The organism is Pseudomonas sp. NPDC078416, from assembly GCF_050268485.1.
Taxonomy (GTDB): domain Bacteria; phylum Pseudomonadota; class Gammaproteobacteria; order Pseudomonadales; family Pseudomonadaceae; genus Aquipseudomonas.
The window spans coordinates 12,966-34,797 of sequence record NZ_JBNNGV010000009.1; the positions used below are offsets into that span (position 1 = coordinate 12,966).

20 protein-coding genes are annotated in these 21,832 nt (G+C 60.9%); 13 read left to right on the top strand and 7 right to left on the bottom strand.

All coding sequences use genetic code 11. The annotated features are described in order from the left end of the window. The first annotated feature begins 94 nt into the window (after nucleotides 1-94). Complete coding sequence (locus ACQKEN_RS11045) at nucleotides 95-373, top strand: TfoX/Sxy family protein (protein WP_427685483.1); 279 nt, start codon at nucleotides 95-97, stop codon at nucleotides 371-373. A 190-nt stretch (nucleotides 374-563) separates the two neighbouring features. Here ACQKEN_RS11045 and deoC read toward each other — a convergent pair whose 3' ends face one another. From deoC to ACQKEN_RS11065, 4 genes are all read right to left on the bottom strand, one after another. Then, a complete protein-coding gene (gene deoC / locus ACQKEN_RS11050) occupies nucleotides 564-1,340 on the bottom strand; it encodes a deoxyribose-phosphate aldolase (RefSeq protein ID WP_427685484.1) in 777 nt (258 codons plus the stop codon). Nucleotides 1,341-1,529: 189 nt separating this feature from the next. Then, nucleotides 1,530-2,297 carry a heme ABC transporter ATP-binding protein gene (locus ACQKEN_RS11055; protein ID WP_427685485.1) on the bottom strand — a complete coding sequence of 256 codons (768 nt, stop codon included), beginning with the start codon at nucleotides 2,295-2,297 and terminating at the stop codon, nucleotides 1,530-1,532. Beyond that, nucleotides 2,297-3,280 (bottom strand): FecCD family ABC transporter permease, encoded by a 984-nt coding sequence (locus ACQKEN_RS11060; protein WP_427685562.1) that lies wholly within the window; start codon nucleotides 3,278-3,280, stop codon nucleotides 2,297-2,299. The genes ACQKEN_RS11055 and ACQKEN_RS11060 overlap by 1 nt, the downstream gene beginning before the upstream one ends. A gap of 50 nt (nucleotides 3,281-3,330) precedes the next feature. After that, nucleotides 3,331-4,224, bottom strand: a complete 894-nt coding sequence (locus ACQKEN_RS11065; protein WP_427685486.1) for a heme/hemin ABC transporter substrate-binding protein — start codon at nucleotides 4,222-4,224, stop codon at nucleotides 3,331-3,333. Between the two features lie 170 nt (nucleotides 4,225-4,394). Between ACQKEN_RS11065 and ACQKEN_RS11070 the strand changes: the two genes are divergently transcribed. Then, nucleotides 4,395-4,724: a Rieske (2Fe-2S) protein gene (locus ACQKEN_RS11070; protein ID WP_427685563.1), complete on the top strand. Its 330-nt coding sequence runs from the start codon at nucleotides 4,395-4,397 to the stop codon at nucleotides 4,722-4,724. Here ACQKEN_RS11070 and sfsA read toward each other — a convergent pair. Continuing rightward, complete coding sequence (gene sfsA / locus ACQKEN_RS11075; protein ID WP_427685487.1) at nucleotides 4,702-5,445, bottom strand: DNA/RNA nuclease SfsA; 744 nt, start codon at nucleotides 5,443-5,445, stop codon at nucleotides 4,702-4,704. The genes ACQKEN_RS11070 and sfsA overlap by 23 nt on opposite strands. After that, complete coding sequence (locus ACQKEN_RS11080; protein ID WP_427685488.1) at nucleotides 5,445-6,617, bottom strand: pyridoxal phosphate-dependent aminotransferase; 1,173 nt, start codon at nucleotides 6,615-6,617, stop codon at nucleotides 5,445-5,447. Before ACQKEN_RS11080 ends, sfsA begins: the two co-directional genes overlap by 1 nt. 350 nt (nucleotides 6,618-6,967) lie before the next feature. On the opposite strand from ACQKEN_RS11080, the gene dksA reads away from it, so the two are divergent. The 10 genes from dksA (at nucleotide 6,968) to pgi (ending at nucleotide 19,683) form a co-directional block, all read left to right on the top strand. Next, entirely contained in the window at nucleotides 6,968-7,411 is a 444-nt protein-coding gene (dksA, locus tag ACQKEN_RS11085; protein ID WP_065988293.1) for an RNA polymerase-binding protein DksA, read from the top strand. Between the two features lie 178 nt (nucleotides 7,412-7,589). Then, complete coding sequence (gluQRS, locus tag ACQKEN_RS11090; protein ID WP_427685489.1) at nucleotides 7,590-8,477, top strand: tRNA glutamyl-Q(34) synthetase GluQRS; 888 nt, start codon at nucleotides 7,590-7,592, stop codon at nucleotides 8,475-8,477. 121 nt (nucleotides 8,478-8,598) lie between these two features. Continuing rightward, entirely contained in the window at nucleotides 8,599-8,775 is a 177-nt protein-coding gene (locus ACQKEN_RS11095; protein ID WP_002552060.1) for a hypothetical protein, read from the top strand. Next, nucleotides 8,759-11,713, top strand: a complete 2,955-nt coding sequence (locus ACQKEN_RS11100) for a sensor histidine kinase (RefSeq protein ID WP_427685490.1) — start codon at nucleotides 8,759-8,761, stop codon at nucleotides 11,711-11,713. The genes ACQKEN_RS11095 and ACQKEN_RS11100 overlap by 17 nt, the downstream gene beginning before the upstream one ends. A gap of 22 nt (nucleotides 11,714-11,735) precedes the next feature. Further along, the gene (locus tag ACQKEN_RS11105) at nucleotides 11,736-13,175 is read left to right on the top strand and encodes a sigma-54-dependent transcriptional regulator (protein WP_427685491.1); all 1,440 of its coding nucleotides are present in this window, start codon (nucleotides 11,736-11,738) and stop codon (nucleotides 13,173-13,175) included. A 752-nt stretch (nucleotides 13,176-13,927) separates the two neighbouring features. After that, entirely contained in the window at nucleotides 13,928-15,325 is a 1,398-nt protein-coding gene (locus ACQKEN_RS11110; protein ID WP_427685492.1) for a polynucleotide adenylyltransferase PcnB, read from the top strand. Nucleotides 15,326-15,331: 6 nt separating this feature from the next. Then, on the top strand, nucleotides 15,332-15,814 hold the full coding sequence (gene folK / locus ACQKEN_RS11115; protein ID WP_427685493.1) for a 2-amino-4-hydroxy-6-hydroxymethyldihydropteridine diphosphokinase: 483 nt from the start codon (nucleotides 15,332-15,334) through the stop codon (nucleotides 15,812-15,814). 210 nt (nucleotides 15,815-16,024) lie between these two features. After that, the gene (gene panB, locus ACQKEN_RS11120; protein WP_427685494.1) at nucleotides 16,025-16,825 is read left to right on the top strand and encodes a 3-methyl-2-oxobutanoate hydroxymethyltransferase; all 801 of its coding nucleotides are present in this window, start codon (nucleotides 16,025-16,027) and stop codon (nucleotides 16,823-16,825) included. Then, a complete protein-coding gene (gene panC, locus ACQKEN_RS11125; RefSeq protein WP_427685495.1) occupies nucleotides 16,822-17,673 on the top strand; it encodes a pantoate--beta-alanine ligase in 852 nt (283 codons plus the stop codon). The genes panB and panC overlap by 4 nt, the downstream gene beginning before the upstream one ends. A gap of 345 nt (nucleotides 17,674-18,018) precedes the next feature. Further along, nucleotides 18,019-19,683 carry a glucose-6-phosphate isomerase gene (pgi, locus tag ACQKEN_RS11130; RefSeq protein ID WP_427685496.1) on the top strand — a complete coding sequence of 555 codons (1,665 nt, stop codon included), beginning with the start codon at nucleotides 18,019-18,021 and terminating at the stop codon, nucleotides 19,681-19,683. 70 nt (nucleotides 19,684-19,753) lie between these two features. On the opposite strand, the gene ACQKEN_RS11135 is transcribed toward pgi, so the two are convergent. Continuing rightward, nucleotides 19,754-20,323 (bottom strand): hypothetical protein, encoded by a 570-nt coding sequence (locus tag ACQKEN_RS11135; RefSeq protein ID WP_427685497.1) that lies wholly within the window; start codon nucleotides 20,321-20,323, stop codon nucleotides 19,754-19,756. Nucleotides 20,324-20,625: 302 nt separating this feature from the next. Between ACQKEN_RS11135 and ACQKEN_RS11140 the strand changes: the two genes are divergently transcribed. Then, on the top strand, nucleotides 20,626-21,804 hold the full coding sequence (locus ACQKEN_RS11140; RefSeq protein ID WP_427685498.1) for an acetyl-CoA C-acetyltransferase: 1,179 nt from the start codon (nucleotides 20,626-20,628) through the stop codon (nucleotides 21,802-21,804). Nucleotides 21,805-21,832 lie beyond the last annotated feature (28 nt).

Here is a 21,832-nt window from a genome sequence, read left to right on the forward strand (position 1 = left end):
GGGCATCTACGCTCAAGGGCAAGGCTCGCCTTTTCAGTTTGAGTCGAGCCTACGGAGAAGTTATTACATGGAATGACTGGAAAGGGCTGCAATCATGGACGACGAATTGTTGGGCATGAAGAATCTGGGGAGGACCTCGGTTCAATGGCTTCACGCTGCGGGTATTCACACTGTTGCTGACTTGCGGCGCCTTGGCGCTATCCAGGCCTTTCGGGCCGTCCAGGTCAGGGGCTTCCGGGTCTCTAAAGCGCTGCTGTATTCACTGGAAGGCGCGCTGTCGAATCGACCCTGGAGCGAGCTGCCCCAAGAGTACAAAGATTTCCTGAACATGGAATTGAAGAGCGCCAGTTCGAGAGCAATCGGGGAATACTAAGCTCACGCAGCGAAATAGTCTGCAGAACGGTCTTGACTTACAAATGAGAATCACTATGATTATCACATCCAGTCGCGAGACTGGCCGATAACCTGAAAGGCTCCTTGGTTCGGACTCTCAGATTATCTCCTCATCAGGCTAATCACGGTTTTTGACCCGGCTCTTTGCCGGGTCTTTTTTTGCCTGTGATTTAAGCGCCTACGCCCAAGTGGCCCAACAGATCATCCAGCAGGCTGGTCGCCCCGAGCCGCAGCCTCCCCTGTTCAAGCCAGCGTGGGCCGAATCGTGCCTTGACCAGATCCATGTGAACCCGCGCTTCGTCAAGCGTGCGCACGTTTCCGGAGACATTGATTCCTACATGCGCGCCCGACTCGGCGATAGCCGCAATCAAAATCCGGCTGGCCTGGGGCGTCGTGTTGAGGATGTGTTTCCCCGTGCTGGTTTTCAGGAAGTTGGCGCCCTCCTGAATCGCCATACAGCTTGCGCCGTGAATGACCTGCGGATCACGCAGCACGCCGGTTTCCAGCGTAACGGTCAATGCTGACCGACCGCACCTGGCTTTGCAGGCGCTGATGATGTCCGCGCCAATCTGCCTGTCCCCGCCAAGCAGAGCATGGAAGGGATAGACCAGATCGATCTCGTCGGCACCCGCGAGGATCGCCGCCTGGGTTTCCGACTCGGCGGAACTCACTGAAGGCGAACCGCTCGGAAAGTTAACCGCGGCCACGACCTTGATCTCCCGCGCATGAAGGCTGTCGAGCGTGCGCCGCGCCAGTCCCACGAATCTGGGCATGACGCAGACGGCGGCAACATACCCCACAGGTGTCAGGGCTCGATGACACAACGCGATAATCTTTTCCGGCGTGTCATCGGCATTCAACGAAGCCAATTCCATCAGGCCAACCGCCAGCTCCGCCAGTGATGCATCGGCCTCGTGCACGTCAATTGCCTCATTTATCTCGTTCATTACACACCCTCAATGCCTTTGCTTGAGGCGACGATAATCGAGAACGGCTGTGCCTGAACGGCCACAAAGACGCAAAAGAGCCGGCCTACGTGATTACAAGAATTGTCCGAAGGACATTGCCCGCACGAGGCTCGGAAATGGGGGGCAAGGTAGAGAAAAGCAGCTCATGCCGGTCGATACGAGCCCATTTCAGCGAGCGATGACCAGCGGATGTCCACGCTCGGGATGGGGCTGCACCAGAACCTCCAGACCAAATACCTGATTCAGCGCTTCAGGCGTCAGCACTTGCTCTGGTGTGCCGGATAAATGCGCGCGACCTTGATCCAGCAACAACAGGTGATCGCAATAACGGGCAGCCAGGTTCAAGTCATGCAGGATGACCATCACCGCGCCACCACGGTCGGCGAACGCGCGAACGGCCAACAGCGTGGTGTGCTGATGCAGCGGGTCGAGCGCCGATGTGGGTTCGTCCAGCAAGAGAATCTGGCCCTCCTCGCCCGGCCACACCTGAGCCAGCACGCGCGCCAGATGAACCCGCTGACGCTCGCCACCCGACAGCGTCAGATAGCTGCGACCCAGCAGGTGAAGCCCATCGGCCGCCGCAAGGGCGCGCTGGATAATTTCACCGTCGCGTTGCTGACCGCTGTCATGGGGCAAGCGGCCCATCGCGACCACTTCCTCGACCTTGAACGCGAAATTCAAAGTCGAGGCCTGCGGAAGTACAGCCAGTCGCCGCGCCCGCTCGGGGCCACGCCATTGATTCAGGGGAATGTCGTCCAGCAGCACCCGGCCGCGGGTCGGGGCAAGCTCGCCGCACAGGGCCGCCATCAGCGTACTTTTGCCGGCACCGTTGGGGCCCAGGACGCCGAGCATCTGACCAGGCGCCAATGCCAGGCCGATGTCCGCAACTACCTGTTTGCCATCACGCATAACGCCCAGGTCATTGGCGATCAACATCAACGACGCCCTCGAACCAGCAGGAAAAGAAAAAACGGTGCGCCAATGAACACGGTGACAATCCCGATCGGCAGCTCCGCCGGCGCCATCACCAGTCGGGCGAAAATGTCTGCGAAGAGCAGTAACGTTGCGCCTGCCAGCGCTGAGGCGGGAAGCACAACGCGGTGGTCCGGCCCGGTCAGCAGTCGCACCAGGTGCGGCACAATCAGACCGATGAAGCCGATCAGCCCCGCCGCTGCAACGGCGGCCCCGACACCGAGCGCGATGCACAGGATCAGCTCTCGCTTGAGGCGTTCGACCTCGATGCCCAGATGGCGCGCCTCCGATTCGCCGAGCAGCAGCGCATTGAGCGCCTTGGCCCGGCGCGGCAGCCAGAGGATCACCGCCATGCAAACCAGCAAAAGAGGCCAGAGCCGGGCATAGCTGGCACCGTTGAGCGTGCCCAGGTTCCAGAAGGTCAGTGTCCGCAGGCTGGCGTCGTCGGCCAGATACGTGAACAGGCCGATCACCGAGCCGGCCAGCGCTGTCATCGCCACACCCGCCAACAGCATAGTGCTGACGCTGGTTCGGCCACTGCGGCGTCCAAGCTGATAGACGATTGCGGTCACGCCTAGCCCACCGACGAAGGCGCAGATTGACAGAAGATACGGCTGGAACGGTTCAGGCATTCCGCCCAGGGATGCTCCGGCGACAATGGCCACCGCAGCGCCCAACGCCGCGCCACTGGAAACACCGACCAGACCGGGATCGGCGAGGGGATTGCGAAACAAACCCTGCATCGCCACGCCGGACAAGGCGAGCACTGCACCTACCGCCAATCCAAGCAAAGTGCGAGGGAGGCGGATCTGGCCCACGATCAGCTCCGCCTGTTGCAGGGTGTCCTCCGCCACAGGCACGCCCACCAGATGAAGAACCGCGCGCAAGGTGTCCATCATTGGCAGGCTGACCGGCCCGAGCGCGAGTGACAGCCATATCGCCAGCAAACAGGCCAAGCCCAGCACGATGAACAGCATTTTGGGGGCGAGATCAAGCTTCATTGAGCGTTCGAGACCCTGGCGTTGAGCGGTGCGGCGTCCGGATACAAGGCCTCTGCCAACGACTTCACGGCGTCCGGCAATCGAGGCCCAAGACCGCCCACCAATAACGTCGGATCAATCTCGATCACGCGTTTATCGCGAACGGCCGCGGTTGCCCCGAGTACCGGGTTTTCACGCAGCAATGCCTCGCGGGGCTGGACGCCGTTTTGAACCCGATCGCTGACGACCAGCACTTCAGGATTCAGCCCGCTCAGTGCCTCAGTGGAAAACACTTTGTAGCCCGTGTGGATCGCCAGGTTGCGGCCGCCAGCCTGGGTGATCAGCCAGTCGCCGACAGTACCCGCGCCAGCGACCATCGGTGCGCTGCCCGCATGGCTGACCAGCAACAGAACACCGGGCGCGGCACGCTTGAGTTGCGTCACGCGCTCATGCTCCGCCGCGAGCCGCTGGATGTATTGGTCGCCCACCTGCCGCGCCTCGCCTTCCTTGCCCAATAAAGCGCCGAGCCTTTCAAGAGTGGCCCGCAGCGCAGGCAATTCTGCATTCGCCGACAGCACCTCTACCTGCACGCCGGCCGTGCGCAGTTGCTGGATGACCGGCGGAGGCCCCATCTCTTCGGTGCCTATCAGAACCTTCGGGCGCAACGTGAGAATGCCTTCCGCCGACAATTGCCGTTGGTAACCAATGCCAGGTAACGACTTGACCGACGGCGGATGCTGGCTGGTGCTGTCCACGCCCATCAGACGCGACTCCCCGCCCAGCGCGACGATCCATTCCGTCAAGGCGCCGCCGGCGCTGACCCAACGCTGCGGCTCGGGTGAAGCGGCCGCTGCCAGGTGGGCGATAAACAGCCCTGCTACGATCGCGATCAATTGAGAGGTGAAGCGCATAAAGGGTGCGTCCTCTATATAAGGAAGGCAAAGTCGATCAACTCAGGGCGCGACTGGCTGGATTTCGTTCATCGACTGGCGGGTTTGACTGCTGGCAGAATGCGCAGCCTGCTACGGCCAAGCATTTGATAATTATTTGCATTTGAGCGTCAAGCGCCAAGGAGACCATGCTGAAATACCTGTGCGACAGCGCTGCGCTGATTGAAGGCAACAGCCTCGGGTTCGAGGTCGATGAGCTCAAGATTCTGGCCGTCCGGCGAGCGGGTCAGGTTTACGTGTACGCCAATCGGTGCCCCCATCGCGGGGTGGCGCTGGAATGGCAGGCCGATGAGTTTCTCGATGCCAGCGCCAGTCTGATCCAGTGCGCCACTCACGGTGCGCTGTTCCTGATCGAGACCGGCGAGTGCGTGGCCGGCCCTTGCGAGGGCAAATCCCTGAGGGCTATCGACTGCGGCGAGGACGCTCAGGGCATCTGGATCAACCCGGTTGCACCGGACTGAGCGGGCGCGCTTCGGTGAGGTGAATCTCAAGGCGCCGATCAAGGCGCACTTCGTCAGGGGTCAGCTCCACGCCATACGCCAGGACTTCTACCCCTGCCGCAGCCGCCTCAAGCAAGGCAGCGGCGTAGGCAGCGTCGATTTCGGCAGCGGGCCGCACGGCATCGATGCCTGTCAGGTTCACGCAATACAGCAACACCGCGCGCACGCCCTCCCGGGCCAAGGCCGCCAACTCGCGAAGGTGCTTTGCGCCGCGCTGAGTGACCGCATCGGGAAACGCAGCGACCCGGCTGTCATCAAAGCCCAGGGTCACGCTTTTGACTTCCAGGTACAGAGGGCCCTCGGGGTAATCCAGACGGAAGTCGACGCGGCTGTTTTCCTGACCGTAGGCGACTTCGCGCTTGAGCGCCGTAAACCCCGCCAACTCCGTGATCACGCCGGCCAGAAGTGCTTCTTCCACCAGCCTGTTGGCGCGCGCGGTGTTGACGCAGGCGAGCCGGCCCTGTGGTGTTTCGGTGATCTCCCAGGTACCCGGCAGCTTTCGCTTGGGGTCATTGGATCGGCTGAACCAGACCCGGCCACCCGGCATCATGCAGTTGAACATGGAGCCCGTGTTGGGGCAGTGAATCGTCAGCCGTTCGCCGCTGGCGGTCTCGATGTCGGCAAGGAAGCGCTTGTAGCGTTGAATCAGCCGGCCTTCTTCAAGGGGAGGAGAGAATCGCATCAGCCTTGCCAGCTCCGCAGGCCACGACCTATTCGCTCGACCGCCTTCTGAAGCCGAGGCAGGCTCTGGGTATAGGCGAAGCGCACATGATGGCCGGCACGGTATCGACCGAAATCCAGCCCGGGAGTAAATGCGACGTGCTCGGTTTCCAGAAAGTGATGACAGAACGCGAACGCGTCGCCGCCGAACGCGCTGATGTCTGCGTATAGATAGAAGGCACCTTCTGGCTCCACGGCAATGTTGAAGCCCAGTTCGCGCAGTGCCGGAAGCAGGAAGTCGCGACGGCGGGCAAACTCGGCACGACGTTGCTCCAGGATCTCCAGGGTCTGCGGCTCGAAACAGGCAAGTGCCGCACTTTGCGCCATGCTCGGCGCGCTGATGTAAAGATTCTGCGCCAGCTTTTCCAGATCACTGACCGCCGCCTCAGGGGCAACCAGCCAACCGAGTCGCCAACCGGTCATGCCGAAATACTTGGAAAAACTATTCAGCACGAAGGCGTCGTTATCGACCTCCAGCACGCTGCTAGCGTCCGTGCCGTAGGTAAGACCGTGATAGATCTCGTCAACCACGAGGTGGCCATCCCGTGCCTTGAGCGACGCGGAAAGCGCGGCCAGCTCATCGCGTTGCAGCAAGGTCCCGGTTGGATTGGCCGGAGAAGCCACCAGCGCACCGACGCTGTCCTCGTTCCAGTATTGAGCGACCAGATCGGCCGTCAGCTGATAACGCACGTCCGGCCCCACGGGCACCAACTGCGCGGCCCCCTCCACAAGACGCAGAAAATGCCGGTTGCACGGGTAACCCGGATCGGCCAGCAGCCAGTGCTTGCCGGGATCGACCAGCAGACTTGCCGCCAGCAGCAACGCGCCCGAACCGCCCGGCGTAATCAGAATTCTGCCCGGATCGACGTTCACGCCGTAACGCTGTGCGTAAAAGCCCGAGATCGCTTCGCGCAACTCCGGCAGACCACGGGCCGCCGTGTAACGGGTCTTGCCAGCGGCCAACGCTGCCTGACCGGCCTTGATGATCGGCTCGGCCGTGGTGAAATCCGGCTCGCCGATTTCCAGGTGGATAACGTCATGCCCCGCCGCTTGCAGTTCATTCGCCCGCGCCAGCAGCGCCATGACATGAAAGGGTTCTATGGCGCGGCTACGCGCACTGTAGGGCTGGGGCATGGGCCTTCCTTTGGTGAGGGGTGGCGAGATAATCCGCCGATTCTACTCATCCGCCCGGGCGGGCTACAGCGTTTATCAGGCTGAGCAGCAGCGACTTGAAGCCGGCAGTCCAGAAAACCGGGGGGTTATGTCGCAGGCGCTAAACTCAGCGCACTGCAAAATAGATAAAACCGGGCGCTCAGGCTGTGGTCATAGTCCACGTGCGTGCTGCGGGCCATCCTCGACAACCGGGAGTAGCGCGCTCCGATTCGATCTGGTAAGTTCGCCCGCTTGCAGCCGCAGGGCCGGCAGGTGTCGGCGATGGATCTTAACCTGTGTAATGGCTTAGAAGAGTGAGAGGCGGTCCGTTCATGCCCACCGAAGAAAAGCAAAAGAGCACCCCGGCAATCAGTGGTTTCGAACCTTACGTCGCGACGAAGGGTGAGGAATACATGGGCGACCCCATGCGCAAGCACTTCACCAAGATCCTGTCCAAGTGGAAACAGGAGTTGATGGTAGAAGTTGACCGCACGGTTGTTCACATGAAGGACGAGGCGGCTAATTTTCCTGATCCTGCAGACCGTGCAAGCCAGGAAGAAGAATTCGCGCTGGAACTGCGCGCCCGCGATCGTGAGCGCAAGTTGATCAAGAAGATCGACAAGACGCTGCAGCTGATTCAGGACAAGGAATACGGCTGGTGCGAATCGTGCGGCGTCGAGATCGGCATCAAGCGACTTGAAGCCCGCCCAACGGCCGACATGTGCGTCGACTGCAAAAGCCTCGCTGAAATCAAGGAAAAGCAGGTCGGTAAGTGATCCTGTTGATCCAGTAGAAAAGGACGCCTCGGCGTCCTTTTTTGTTTCCCGGTACTGATCGCCCAAACACGCGACGGTGTGGGCTGGAAAGCGCCATAAGGGGACGTCGCGCTTTCCCACACGACACGACACGTCGTCCGGTATTTCGTACGTTTTATTTCCAGTACCATCAGCGCCCATGAAAACCCCTTCCTATATAGGGCGCTTTGCGCCGACCCCCAGCGGTTATCTGCACTTCGGCTCTCTGGTCGCGGCGCTGGCCTCCTATCTCGACGCCCGCTCCGTCGGCGGAACATGGCTGATGCGCATGGAGGATCTCGACCCTCCCCGCGAGGTTCCGGGTGCCCAGGCAGGGATACTCCAGACGCTTGAAGCCTACGGATTCGAATGGGACGGTGAACTGGTGAGGCAAAGCGACCGGCATGAGGCTTACCAGGCGATCATCCATCGGTGGTTCAGCCACGGCCTCGCTTACGCCTGCACCTGTTCGCGCAAACAACTGGAAGGCTACAACGGCATTTATCCGGGTTTTTGCCGGAATGCGGGGCACTCATCCGAGGACGCGGCCATACGGATTCGGGTACCTGAGCTGGAATACCGCTTCGAAGACCGGGTGCAAGGCGAGTTTCGTCAACACCTAGGACGCGACTCGGGTGATTTCATCATTCGTCGCCGGGACGGCTTTTACGCCTATCAACTGGCGGTTGTCCTCGACGACGGCTGGCAAGGCGTAACCGACATCGTGCGCGGCGCTGATCTGCTCGACTCCACGCCACGTCAGCTGTATCTGCAAGAACTGCTGGGCCTGCCGCAACCGCGCTACCTTCATGTGCCGCTGATCACCCAACCCGACGGCCATAAACTGGGTAAATCCTACCGCTCGCCGCCACTGCCGCCCGATCAGGCCACGCCGTTGCTGCTACGGGGTTTACGTGCCCTGGGGCAAAAGACGCCGGCTGAACTGGACGCCGCTACGCCCCGGGAGGTGCTGGATTGGGCCATTGTGCACTGGGATGCCGATTCGATCCCCCGCCTGGGCGCAATCGAGGAAGCTCGAATAGACTGAGCTCGCTCGGCCGATTCATAGGGAGCCAGCACAAAGCTGGCGGAAACGTCGCTTGCAGCCCCATCGCCATCCGTTACCATGCCGCTCCGTCATCGTCCGGTCAGTCAACCTGGGAGGCCAAATGTACATTTATCGATTGGTCCTGCTGCTGGTGGTGGGCATCTATCTGTTTTCCCCGGCCATCATGGACTGGTGGATCGACGCTACGGGCGCCTGGTACAGGCCGTACATGCTGTGGCTGATCCTGATTGTCGTGACCTTCATTCTGCAGAGCCAACGAGATGCCGATGAGCTTTAGCCTGACCCAGATGATTCTGGTCAGTGCCGCCTACCTGACGGTGCTGTTCGGCGTTGCCTGGATCAGCGAACGTGGCCTGATCCCGCGCTGGATCATCCGTCACCCCCTGACCTACACGCTGTCACTCGGCGTCTACGCCAGTGCGTGGGCGTTTTACGGCACGGTGGGGCTGGCTTACGAATACGGCTACGGTTTTCTGTCGAGTTACCTAGGGGTGTCCGGCGCGTTCCTGCTCGCCCCCGTCCTCCTCTACCCCATTCTCAAAATCACCCGCACCTACCAACTCTCGTCATTGGCCGATCTGTTTGCGTTCCGCTTTCGCAGCACCTGGGCGGGCGCACTGACAACCATCTTCATGCTGATCGGCGTCTTGCCGTTGCTGGCACTGCAGATCCAGGCCGTGGCGGACTCCATCGGCATTCTCACCCGGGAACCCGTACGCAACTACGTGGCCTTCGCGTTCTGCGTACTGATTACGCTGTTCACCATCTTCTTCGGCTCGCGCCACATCGCCACGCGGGAAAAACACGAAGGGCTGGTCTTCGCCATCGCCTTCGAGTCGGTCATCAAGCTTGTGGCCATCGGCGGCATCGGTCTCTATGCGCTGTATGGCGTGTTTGATGGGCCGCAGAGCCTTGAACAATGGCTGCTGCAAAATCAGAGCGCACTGGCGGCGTTGCACACGCCATTGCAGGAAGGGCCGTGGCGAACGCTGCTGCTGGTGTTCTTCGCCTCGGCCATCGTGATGCCGCACATGTATCACATGACCTTCACCGAAAACCTCAATCCGCGCTCGCTGGTCAGCGCCAGCTGGGGTTTGCCCCTGTTTCTGCTGCTGATGAGTCTGGCGGTACCTCTGGTGCTGTGGGCCGGTTTGAAACTGGGCGCCACCACCAGTCCTGAATACTTCACTCTGGGCATTGGCATTGCCGCCCACAGCAAGACCCTTGCCTTGCTCGGCTACATCGGCGGGCTTTCCGCGGCGAGCGGGCTGATCATCGTCACCACGCTGGCGCTGTCCGGCATGGCACTGAACCACCTGGTGCTGCCGCTTTACCAGCCGCCTGCCGAAGGCAATATCTACCGCTGGCTGAAGTGGACCCGGCGCGGCCTTATTGTCGCGATCATCATGGCCGGCTTTGGCTTCTATCTGTTGCTGGGCGCCAAGCAGAATCTGGCGAACCTGGGCATTGTCGCGTTCGTGGCAACGCTGCAATTCCTGCCCGGGGTGCTCTCGGTGCTCTACTGGCCGGCCGCCAACCGACGCGGTTTCATGGCCGGTCTCATCGCTGGCATAGCGGTCTGGACCGTCAGCATGTTGCTGCCGCTGATCGGCGACTTCCAGGGGTTCTACATCCCGCTGCTGAACATGATTTACGTGCTGGATGACACCAGCTGGCACATGGCAGCGATCGCCTCTCTGGCGGCCAACGTGCTGGTGTTCACCCTGATTTCACTGTTCAGCAATCCCAGCCCCGAAGAGGCAAGTGCCGCCGAGGCTTGCGCAGTGGACAACGTTCGCCGCCCACAGCGTCGCGAACTGCACGCGGCCTCCCCTCAGGAGTTCGCCACTCAATTGGCCAAGCCCTTGGGCGCGAAGGCTGCGCAGAAGGAAGTCGAACAGGCGCTGCGGGATCTGTATCTGCCGTTCGACGAGCGCCGACCTTATGCGCTGCGGCGTTTGCGCGACCGTATCGAAGCCAACCTTTCCGGGCTGATGGGTCCCAGTGTTGCGCAGGACATGGTCGAGACATTTCTGCCTTACAAGTCCGGCAGTGAGAACTACGTCACCGAAGACATCCACTTCATCGAAAGCCGCCTTGAGGATTACCACTCCCGCCTCACCGGCCTGGCGGCCGAGCTCGACGCCCTGCGCCGTTATCATCGCCAGACCCTGCAAGAGCTGCCGATGGGGGTGTGCTCCCTGGCCAAGGATCAGGAGATCCTGATGTGGAACAAGGCCATGGAAGAGCTGACCGGCATCGGCGCTCAGCGCGTCGTCGGGTCACGGCTCGAGACCATCGTCGATCCCTGGAAGCAGCTGCTGCTGGGTTTCATCAACGTCCCTGACGAGCACTTGCACAAGCAGCGCCTGGGCCTCGACGGTCAGACTCGCTGGCTCAACCTGCACAAGGCCGCCATCGACGAGCCGCTTGCGCCGGGTAACAGCGGGCTGGTGATTCTGGTTGAAGACCTGACCGACACCCAGATGCTTGAAGACAAGCTGGTGCACTCCGAACGACTTGCGAGCATTGGCCGACTGGCCGCCGGTGTTGCCCACGAAATCGGCAACCCGATCACCGGCATTGCCTGCCTGGCGCAGAACCTGCGCGAAGAACGCGAAGAAGACAGCGAGCTGACGGAAATCAGCAGCCAGATCATCGAGCAGACCAAGCGCGTTTCCCGCATCGTGCAGTCACTGATGAGCTTCGCCCACGCCGGCGGACATCAACACGCCGACGAACCGGTGTGCCTGGCAGAGGTGGCGCAGGATGCCATTGGTCTGCTGGCGCTGAACCGGCGCAATTTCGAAGTGCAGTTCTATAACCTGTGCAACCCGAACCACTGGGTGGAAGGCGATCCACAACGTCTCGCACAGGTTTTGATCAATCTGCTGTCAAACGCCCGCGACGCATCGCCCGCCGGCAGTGCGGTACGGGTGAAAAGCGAAGCCTCCGAACACACGGTCGATCTGATCGTCGAAGACGAAGGCAGTGGCATTCCGAAAGCCATCATGGACCGCCTGTTCGAACCTTTCTTCACCACCAAGGATCCGGGCGAAGGAACAGGACTGGGGCTCGCGCTGGTCTATTCCATCGTTGAAGAGCATTATGGACAAATCACCATCGACAGCCCGGCTGACCCCGAGCACCAACGCGGAACCCGAATTCGGGTGACCTTACCGCGACATGTCGAAGCGACGTCCGCCGTGAACTGAGACCGTCGAGAGAACCGAATCAATGCCTCACATTTTGATCGTGGAAGACGAAACCATCATCCGCTCCGCCCTGCGTCGACTGTTGGAACGTAATCAGTACCAGGTCAGCGAAGCCGGATCCGTGCAGGAAGCTCAGGAACGTTTCAGCATCCCGTCGTTTGACCTGATCGTCAGCGATTTGCGTCTGCCCGGCGCGCCCGGCACAGAGCTGATCAAGCTCGGCCAAGGCAAGCCCGTGCTGATCATGACCAGTTACGCCAGCCTGCGCTCGGCCGTGGACTCGATGAAAATGGGCGCGGTGGATTACATCGCCAAACCCTTCGACCATGACGAAATGCTGCAGGCCGTCTCGCGCATCCTGCGCGATCGCCAGACACTGCAAAGCATGCAGGCTGAACGCGCTGCCACCGGCAAGACTTCGCCCGGTGACAAAGCCGGCCCGGACAACAGCAACGGCGAGATCGGCATTATCGGCTCGTGCCCGCCGATGCAGGACATGTACAGCAAGATTCGCAAAGTCGCGCCGACTGACTCCAACGTGCTGATTCAGGGCGAGTCCGGTACGGGTAAGGAGCTGGTAGCGCGCGCGCTGCACAACCTGTCGCGTCGGGCCAAGGCCCCGATGATTTCGGTCAACTGCGCAGCGATTCCGGAATCCCTCATCGAATCCGAGCTGTTCGGTCACGAAAAAGGGGCGTTCACCGGTGCCAGCGCCGGTCGCGCCGGTCTCGTTGAAGCGGCTGATGGCGGCACCCTGTTTCTCGACGAAATCGGCGAACTCCCGCTGGAAGCTCAGGCAAGACTTCTACGCGTACTGCAAGAAGGCGAAATTCGCCGTGTCGGCTCGGTGCAGTCGCAGAAAGTCGACGTGCGCCTGATTGCAGCGACTCACCGCGACCTCAAGAGCCTGGCCAAAGTCGGCCAGTTCCGCGAAGACCTGTACTACCGCCTCCACGTGATCGCGCTGAAACTTCCCGCATTGCGTGAGCGCGGCGCGGACGTCAATGAAATCGCCAATGCGTTTCTGGCGCGGCAAAGCCTCAAGGCCGGCCGTAATGACCTGCGTTTTGCACCGGATGCCGAGCAAGCGATTCGACACTATTCGTGGCCGGGTAACGTGCGGGAGCTGGAGAATGCAGTCGAGCGCGCGGTGATCCTGTGCGAAAGCCCGGACATTTCTGCAGAGCTGCTGGGCATCGATATCGAGCTCAGCGACCTCGACGTCAATGAGTTCATCGGCCTTGCACCGCAGACGTCAGGCTCGTCGAGTTCCACGGCTGGCGAGCCAACCGAAGACTTGTCGCTGGAGGACTATTTCCAGCACTTCGTTCTGGAGCATCAGGACCACATGACGGAAACCGAGCTGGCTCGCAAGCTGGGTGTCAGCCGCAAGTGTCTGTGGGAGCGTCGCCAACGCCTGGGCATTCCGCGACGCAAGACCGGAGTGGCCAGCGAAACGTGAGTATCCCTGCGCGGGCTCTGGCACGCGGGTTACGGGTGATGTGAAAAAACTGTTACCTCGTAAAAGGGTGACGTAACAAATCCGGGGCGTACGGTAACGAACCCCCGGTTTTTTTTCGCCCGTGCAAAATAGCGTCAATTTGCCACACCCTTGAATTCAGCGGCGTGTAGCGCGTTTTTCCAAAGTTGGCACAGGTACTGCTATAGGTATTCGTACAAGAACAACAAAAATCAGTCACCCGCTACATCAACATAATAAAAACAAGACGAATCGACTCACGCATAACAAGAACAACACGGCGGAGGCGCAGCTAACTGATTCTTTTGGAGAGGCGTTGCATTTGGGACTTGTCCCGCAACCAGGCCGAGAACAACAAAAACTACCCTTAGGTAGAGCCTGAACTGGTTGGATCGGTAGATCACTGCTGCACAGCGACCAAAGCAATCCGTTTGCTCTTGACTCCCGATTGGGAGGTTTCACTGGCGAAAGCCGTGAATTGGGCGGTTAACAACAATAAAAAGCCCATCAGACAATAAAAATAAGAGCACGCACTTTGGGGGAGCTTCGGCTCCCCCAGTAGCATCTGCGATAAACCCTTCCCCGCTCGACACCCCGCACCAAGCCCACAGCCAGCCCCGCATGCCCCCATCGCGCTGCCTCCTACACCATCCCTCGACTAAATGCTAGAATCCCCGCCCATCGTGCGGTCACTCTTCGAAATTGGCCGAATATTCCTTCAAACAGTGCCTCCCATGCTGAAGAAGCTGTTCCAGTCATTCCGTTCCCCACTGCGCAAGCCGCAGCAACATGTGCGCACAACGCCTGAAGTGCTCAGCAGCAGCCAGCATTCGTTGCAACGCAATCAATTCAGCCGCTATGCGGTAAACATCGTCGAGCGCCTGCAGACCGCCGGCTACCAGGCCTATCTGGTTGGCGGCTGCGTTCGCGACATGATGCTCGGCATCACGCCCAAGGACTTCGACGTCGCCACCAGCGCCACGCCCGAGCAGATTCGCGCCGAATTTCGCAACGCCCGTATCATCGGCCGCCGCTTCAAGCTGGTTCACATCCATTTCGGCCGTGAAATCATTGAAGTCGCCACCTTCCGCGCCAATCACCCGATCGACGACGAAGATGAAGACAGCAACCAGTCTTCACGCAACGAGAGCGGGCGCATTCTGCGTGACAACGTCTACGGCACTCTCGAAGACGACGCCCAGCGTCGGGACTTCACGATCAACGCCCTGTATTACGATCCGGTCACCGAACGCGTCCTCGATTACGCCAATGGCGTTCACGACATCCGCAATCGCCTGATTCGCCTGATCGGTGACCCCCAGCAGCGTTACAAGGAAGACCCGGTGCGCATGCTGCGGGCCGTGCGCTTCGCCGCCAAGCTGGATTTCGGCATCGAGAAGCACAGCGCCACGCCCATTCGCCCGTTGGCGCCCATGCTGCGCGACATCCCTTCGGCGCGTCTGTTTGAAGAAGTCCTGAAGCTGTTCCTCTCCGGTTACGCCGAGGCGACGTTCGAGATGCTCGTTGATCTTGAACTGTTCGAGCCGCTGCTCCCGGCCAGCTCCAAAGCGCTGGAACACAACCCGACTTACACCCACACGCTGATCAGCGAGGCGTTGGCCAATACCGATCTGCGCATCAAGCAGAACAAACCGGTCACGCCGGCGTTCCTGTTTGCCGCATTGTTGTGGCCTGCCCTGCCCGCTCGCGTGTTGCGTCTGCAAGAGCGCGGCATGCCGCCGATCCCGGCCATGCAGGAAGCGGCTCACGAGCTGATCACCGAACAATGCCAGCGGATCGCGATTCCGAAACGCTTTACCATGCCGATCCGCGAGATCTGGGACATGCAGGAACGTCTGCCGCGCCGCTCGGGCAAACGCGCCGATCTGCTGCTGGAAAACCCGCGTTTCCGTGCCGGCTACGACTTCCTGTTGCTGCGCGAATCCGCTGGCGAAGAGACCGACGGCCTGGGTGAATGGTGGACGGACTACCAGGACGCCGATGATTCCGGACGCCGCGACATGATTCGTGACCTGGGCAGCAAGCCCGACGCGACCGGCCAGGGCCCGCGCAAACGTCGTCGCAGCAGCAGCGGCAAGCGTAAACGCGCCGGCGTCGACGGGGCGGAATAACAGCCGATGATCGAGCGCGTTTACGTCGGCCTGGGTAGCAACCTGGCCGACCCCGCCGAACAGTTGCGCGAAGCAATCAAGGCCATGGCGCTGTTGCCGCAAAGCAGCCTGTCAGGCTTTTCCTCTTTTTATGTCAGCGACTCGCTGTTACCGGGTCAGCCGCGTTACACCAATGCCGTCGCGGCCCTCGACACCTCGCTGCCGCCGCTCGCGCTGCTCGACGCCTTGCAAGGGATCGAAAACGATCAGGGCCGCGAGCGCCTCGAACGGTGGGGGCCGCGCACGCTGGACCTCGACATCCTGCTGTTCGGCGATCGCCTTATCGATGAGCCGAGGCTGAAGGTGCCGCATTATCAAATGCAGGTGCGCGCGTTTGTGCTGTACCCACTGGCCGAGCTGGCGCCGGGGATCACCCTCGCGGATGGCCGCGCGCTGAATGATTTGCTTGCCCAGTGCCCGTTCGAAGGCCTGGAGCGATTGCCGAGCTGACGCCGTTCTGCGGGCACGTTGAAACCGGCAACACCCGGAATTGACTTCCCGCCCCCTCCTCACGAAGATAAGCGTCCCAAAGCCGGACGACCGGCCAAAAGGCGCGGATCAGGCCGTTGCAAACATCGCGAAACGACGATGTGCCTGCCTCCCAAGATGAATCACGCGTTGCTCGCCGCAGTATTCACAGCGCCTGAATGAGGACTTTCCATGCCCGATATCACCGTTACGTCCCTGCTGGCTCTTAAGCAAAAAGGTGAAAAAATCACCATGCTGACCTGCTACGACGCGACTTTTGCCCACACCGCCAGCCAGGCCGGCGTGGAAGTGCTGCTGGTCGGCGACTCGCTAGGCATGGTCCTTCAGGGCCACGACAGCACGCTGCCCGTCACCACCGCTGAGATGGCGTACCACGTGGCCGGCGTCAAACGCGGCAACCAGGGCGCGCTGATTCTGGTGGATCTGCCGTTCATGTCCTACGCCACGCACGAGCAGACCTTTGCCAACAGCGCCACGCTGATGCAAGCGGGCGCGCACATGGTCAAGATCGAGGGCGCGGCGTGGCTCGCCGACTCGATCCGGCTGCTCGCTGAACGCGGCGTTCCCGTCTGTGCACACATGGGCCTGACGCCTCAGGCGGTCAACGTGCTGGGCGGCTATAAAGTGCAGGGGCGTCTGGAGTCGCAGGCGCGGCAGATGCGGGCCGACGCGGTTACCCTTGAGCAGGCCGGCGCCGCGATGATTCTGCTGGAGTGCGTGCCGAGCGAACTGGCCCAGGAAATCACCCATGCCGTGAAGATTCCGGTGATCGGGATTGGCGCCGGCAGCGCCACAGACGGCCAGGTGCTGGTGCTTCATGACATGCTCGGCCTGTCGATCTCCGGTCGTGTGCCCAAGTTCGTGAAGAATTTCATGGCCGGTCAGCCGGACATCCAGTCAGCGATCGCCGCTTACGTCAGCGCGGTCAAAGACGTTAGCTTCCCCGCCCCAGAACACGGATTCTCGGCATGAACACAGTTAAAACCGTTCGCGAATTGCGCGCCGTCGTCGCCCGCGCACGCAGCGAAGGCAAGCGCATCGCCCTGGTGCCCACCATGGGCAACCTGCACAGCGGCCATATCGCGCTAATCACCAAAGCCGTTCAACGGGCTGATTTCGTGATCGCCAGCATCTTCGTCAACCCGCTTCAGTTCGGTCCCAACGAAGACCTCGCGTCGTATCCGCGCACACTCGCCGCCGATCAGGAGCAATTGCTTCAAGCCGGTTGCCATCTGCTGTTTACGCCGACGGTTGAAGAAATGTACCCCCATGGCATGGCCGATCAGACCATCGTGCGCGTGCCGGTGGTGTCCGAAGGCCTGTGTGGCGGCAGCCGTCCTGGCCATTTCGACGGCGTATCGACGGTGGTCAGCAAGCTGTTCAACATGGTGCAGCCAGACATCGCGATTTTCGGTCAGAAGGATTTCCAGCAACTGGCCGTCGTCAATGCCCTGGTGCGTGACCTGAACATGCCCATTCAAATCATCGGCGAACCCACCGTGCGTGCCGCCGATGGCCTGGCCCTGTCGTCGCGCAATGGCTACCTGACTGAAGACCAGCGCGCTGCGGCGCCTGCCTTGTACCGCGTCATCAAGCAGATCGGCACGGCATTGCAGAATGGCGAGCAGGATCATCAGCAGTTGATCAGCGATGGCGTCAAGGCGCTCGAAGCAGCGGGTTTCCGTCCTGATTATCTTGAGATTCGCCATGCAGTCAGCCTGCGTCCTGCGACCCCGGATGATCATGATCTGGTTGTGCTGGGCGCGGCGTTCATGGGCAAGACGCGCCTGATCGACAACCTGCATCTGGTCAAGGAATAACCTGCACAACCAGCTCGAGGACGCGCCCGGTCACGTGTAAAGCAAAAGTCACGTGATTGGAGGGCCATCTGCGCCTATGCTCAGTGCGCGAAACCGATTGTGCAGCGCAGGCGTTGGCCTTCGCAGGGCGCTGGCGATGAACTTAGCCAGACCCGTAATGCCATACCGATACAGTTCGTGTCAGACCAGCAACTCTACTCTGTGAGAAAAAGTACCGAGCAAAGGTAAAGCAAGGCGCAGACATCGGCGTTGCCGGGGACTAGTCTCTGACGCACCCACGAATTCATGTCCAATCCTGCTTTTCAGTGTCCAAAAGGCAGTTCAAGTACAAGGAAACCCGCAGCGATGGCGTACTACCGCACTCCTCATGACGTCACTACCCTGCCCGCCTGGCAGGCGCTCAAAGATCACCGTGAAGCGATGCAGAATTTCAGCATGCGCGAAGCGTTCAACGCAGACCCGAAGCGTTTCAACGAATTCACCCTCAGCAGTGCCGGTCTGTTTCTCGACTACTCGAAGAACCTGATCACTGCCGAGACCCGTCAGTTGCTGGTCAATCTGGCCAATGAAGTCGGCCTGAAAGAAGCCATCAAGGCGCAATACGACGGCGAACTGGTCAACGCTTCGGAAGGTCGTCCGGCGCTGCACACCGCGCTGCGTCGTCCGGTGGGCGACAAGCTGCTGGTCAACGGCGTGAACGTGATGCCGGAAGTGCACAAGGTGCTGAACCAGATCACTGATCTGGTCGGGCGCATCCACGACGGTCTGTGGCGCGGCTACACCGAAAAGCCGATCACCGACGTGGTCAATATCGGCATCGGCGGCTCGTTCCTGGGTCCGGAGCTGGTGTCCGAGGCGCTGCTGTCCTACGCGCAGAAAGGCGTTCGCTGTCATTACCTGGCGAACATCGACGGCACCGAGTTGCACGAGCTGACTCAGAAGCTGCGCGCCGAAACCACGCTGTTCATCGTTTCGTCCAAGACCTTCACCACCCTCGAAACCCTGAAGAACGCCACCGCTGCCCGCGCCTGGTACCTCGCTCAGGGCGGGTCCGAAGCCGAGCTGTATCGCCACTTCATCGCGGTGTCGAGCAACAACGCCGCGGCGGTTGCGTTCGGCATTCGTGAAGAGAATATCTTCCCGATGTGGGACTGGGTCGGCGGCCGTTACTCGCTGTGGTCGGCCATCGGCCTGCCTATCGCGCTGGCGATCGGCATGTCCAACTTCAAGGAGCTGTTGTCCGGCGCCTACACCATGGATCAGCACTTCCAGAACGCCGAGTTCGAAGAGAACATGCCGGTGCTGCTGGGCTTGCTGGGTATCTGGTATGGCAACTTCTGGGGCGCGCAAAGTCACGCGATCCTGCCGTACGACCATTACCTGCGCAACATCACCAAGCACCTGCAACAGCTGGACATGGAATCCAACGGCAAGAGCGTTCGCCAGGACGGCGTGCCGGTCAAAACCGACACGGGCCCGGTCATCTGGGGTGGCGTCGGCGCGAACGGCCAGCATGCTTACCACCAGCTGCTGCACCAAGGCACCCAGATGATCCCGGCCGACTTCATTGTGCCGATCGTCAGCTTCAACCCGGTGTCCGACCACCACCAGTGGCTGTACGCCAACTGCCTGTCCCAGAGTCAGGCGTTGATGCAGGGTAAAACCCGCCCCGAAGCCGAAGCCGAACTGCGCGCCAAGGGCGTACCGGAAGAGGAAGTGCAGCGTGTCGCGCCGCACAAGGTCATTCCGGGCAATCGTCCGAGCAACACCATTGTCGTCGAGCGCATCAGCCCTCGCCGCCTGGGCGCACTGGTCGCGATGTACGAGCATAAAGTGTTCGTGCAAAGCGTGGTCTGGGGCACGAATGCCTTCGACCAGTGGGGTGTTGAACTGGGCAAGGAGCTGGGCAAAGGCGTTTACAGCCGCCTCGTCGGCACCGACGAAACGGTCGCTGAAGACGCTTCGACCCAAGGCCTGATCAACTACTTCCGCGGTCGTCACCGCGGCTGATCTGCCATCCTGAAAAACCTCGAAACCCGCTGTCTCGCAAGAGGCAGCGGGTTTCGTGCGTCTGGGTGCCTCAGTCTTCTATGTCGGGAAGCACGGTCGGGTCGAGTTGAACGGTGTGCTGCGCCGGGTTGCGCACGCAGAGGAACTGATCGTCACGCGGCCCTTCCTTCGGGCCGACGCGGCGCAGGTGCATCAACGATCCGCACCAGGGGCATTGCGCGGTGAGACGATTCACCCTCAGACGCCCCGCCTGGCTGATTTCAAGATAGTGCCGGGAGCCGAAGAAGTGCTCGAATTTGCGTCGACGAAGCACGGCTGACATTGCGACGGCCATGACTGCGACGATGAACGAAAACATGAACAAGGTTGACCACGAGCTCTGCCCGCCCAAGGCCGGCTGGAACAGGGTGAAGTACAGCCCGATCAGGCTGGCAAGACCGGTGATGTAGCCGAAGACCGACACGTTATGACTGTCGAGGCTGCGCCCGCCAAACGCCGGATGGCGCTCAATGTGCAATTGCTCGGGTGTAAACGTGGGTCGCTCGTTTTGACTGATATTTACGTGGGCGCCACGAAAATCGCCGACGCCGGCGTTCAGGCTGTTGTCGCCGCTTTGAGTGCCATGGTTATCGTTGGACAAAAGGGGGCTCCTGAAGCATCACCGCTGGAATGGCCGGCGATTGTCACTGCGTTCACAGGTGCCGGACATCAGCCCGATCCTGAACCTGGGTGGGAATCAGAGACACTTGCTGTCATACATTTCCGAAGGAGAAAGCTCGGGGCTTCATCTGAGCAGTCACCACACAACCAGGCGATAAAGGGCTTAAATTATCATCGTCATTCATGCAACCATGCTCTCCCTTGATCCGGCTGCCCGTTCTGTTTCCTACATCCCATCACGCCCGGGCCGGCGCCGCGTCGCACACTTCTGAGGATTCGCACATGCAAGACGTCGTAATCGTTGCCGCTACCCGCACCGCGGTGGGCAGTTTCCAGGGTTCGCTGGCGAATATTCCTGCGGTGGATCTCGGCGCTGCCGTCATCCGTCAACTGCTGGCGCAGACCGGTCTGGACGGTGCGCAGGTCGATGAGGTGATCATGGGCCAGGTGCTGACGGCGGGGGCCGGGCAGAATCCTGCACGTCAGGCCGCGATCAAGGCGGGGTTGCCGTTCACGGTGCCGGCCATGACGCTGAACAAGGTCTGCGGTTCGGGGCTCAAGGCGCTGCATCTTGGGACTCAGGCGATTCGCTGCGGCGATGCGGAAGTGATCATCGCCGGCGGCCAGGAAAACATGAGCCTGTCCAACTATGTGATGCCGGGTGCGCGAACCGGTCTGCGTATGGGCCACGCGACGATGGTCGACACGATGATCAGCGACGGCCTCTGGGATGCGTTCAACGATTACCACATGGGCATCACGGCCGAGAACCTGGCCGATAAATACGACATCAGCCGTGAGGCGCAGGATGCATTTGCTGCTGCGTCGCAGCAGAAGGCCGCCGCAGCCATCGAGGCCGGGCGCTTCGTGGATGAAATCACCCCGATCCTGATCCCGCAGCGCAAAGGCGATCCGCTGTCCTTCGCCACCGACGAGCAGCCACGCGCAGGCACGACTGCTGAATCCCTGGGCAAGCTCAAGCCGGCCTTCAAAAAGGACGGTTCGGTCACGGCGGGCAATGCGTCGTCGCTGAACGACGGTGCGGCAGCGGTCATTCTGATGAGTGCCCGCAAAGCAGAAGAACTGGGCTTGCCGGTGCTGGCGCGGATTGCCGCTTACGCGAACGCCGGCGTTGACCCGGCGATCATGGGCATCGGCCCGGTGAGCGCCATCCGCCGCTGCCTGGACAAGGCGGGCTGGTCGCTGGACGAGCTGGATCTGATCGAAGCCAACGAAGCCTTTGCCGCGCAGTCATTGTCGGTTGGCAAAGAGCTGGGCTGGGACATGAACAAGGTCAACGTCAACGGCGGCGCCATCGCCATCGGCCACCCGATCGGCGCGTCGGGCTGCCGCGTGCTGGTGACCCTGCTGCACGAAATGATCAAGCGCGACGCGAAAAAAGGCCTGGCGACGCTGTGCATTGGCGGCGGACAAGGCGTGGCGCTGGCGTTGGCCCGTTAACAAGGGCGAATCCAACCCCCCTCCTTGC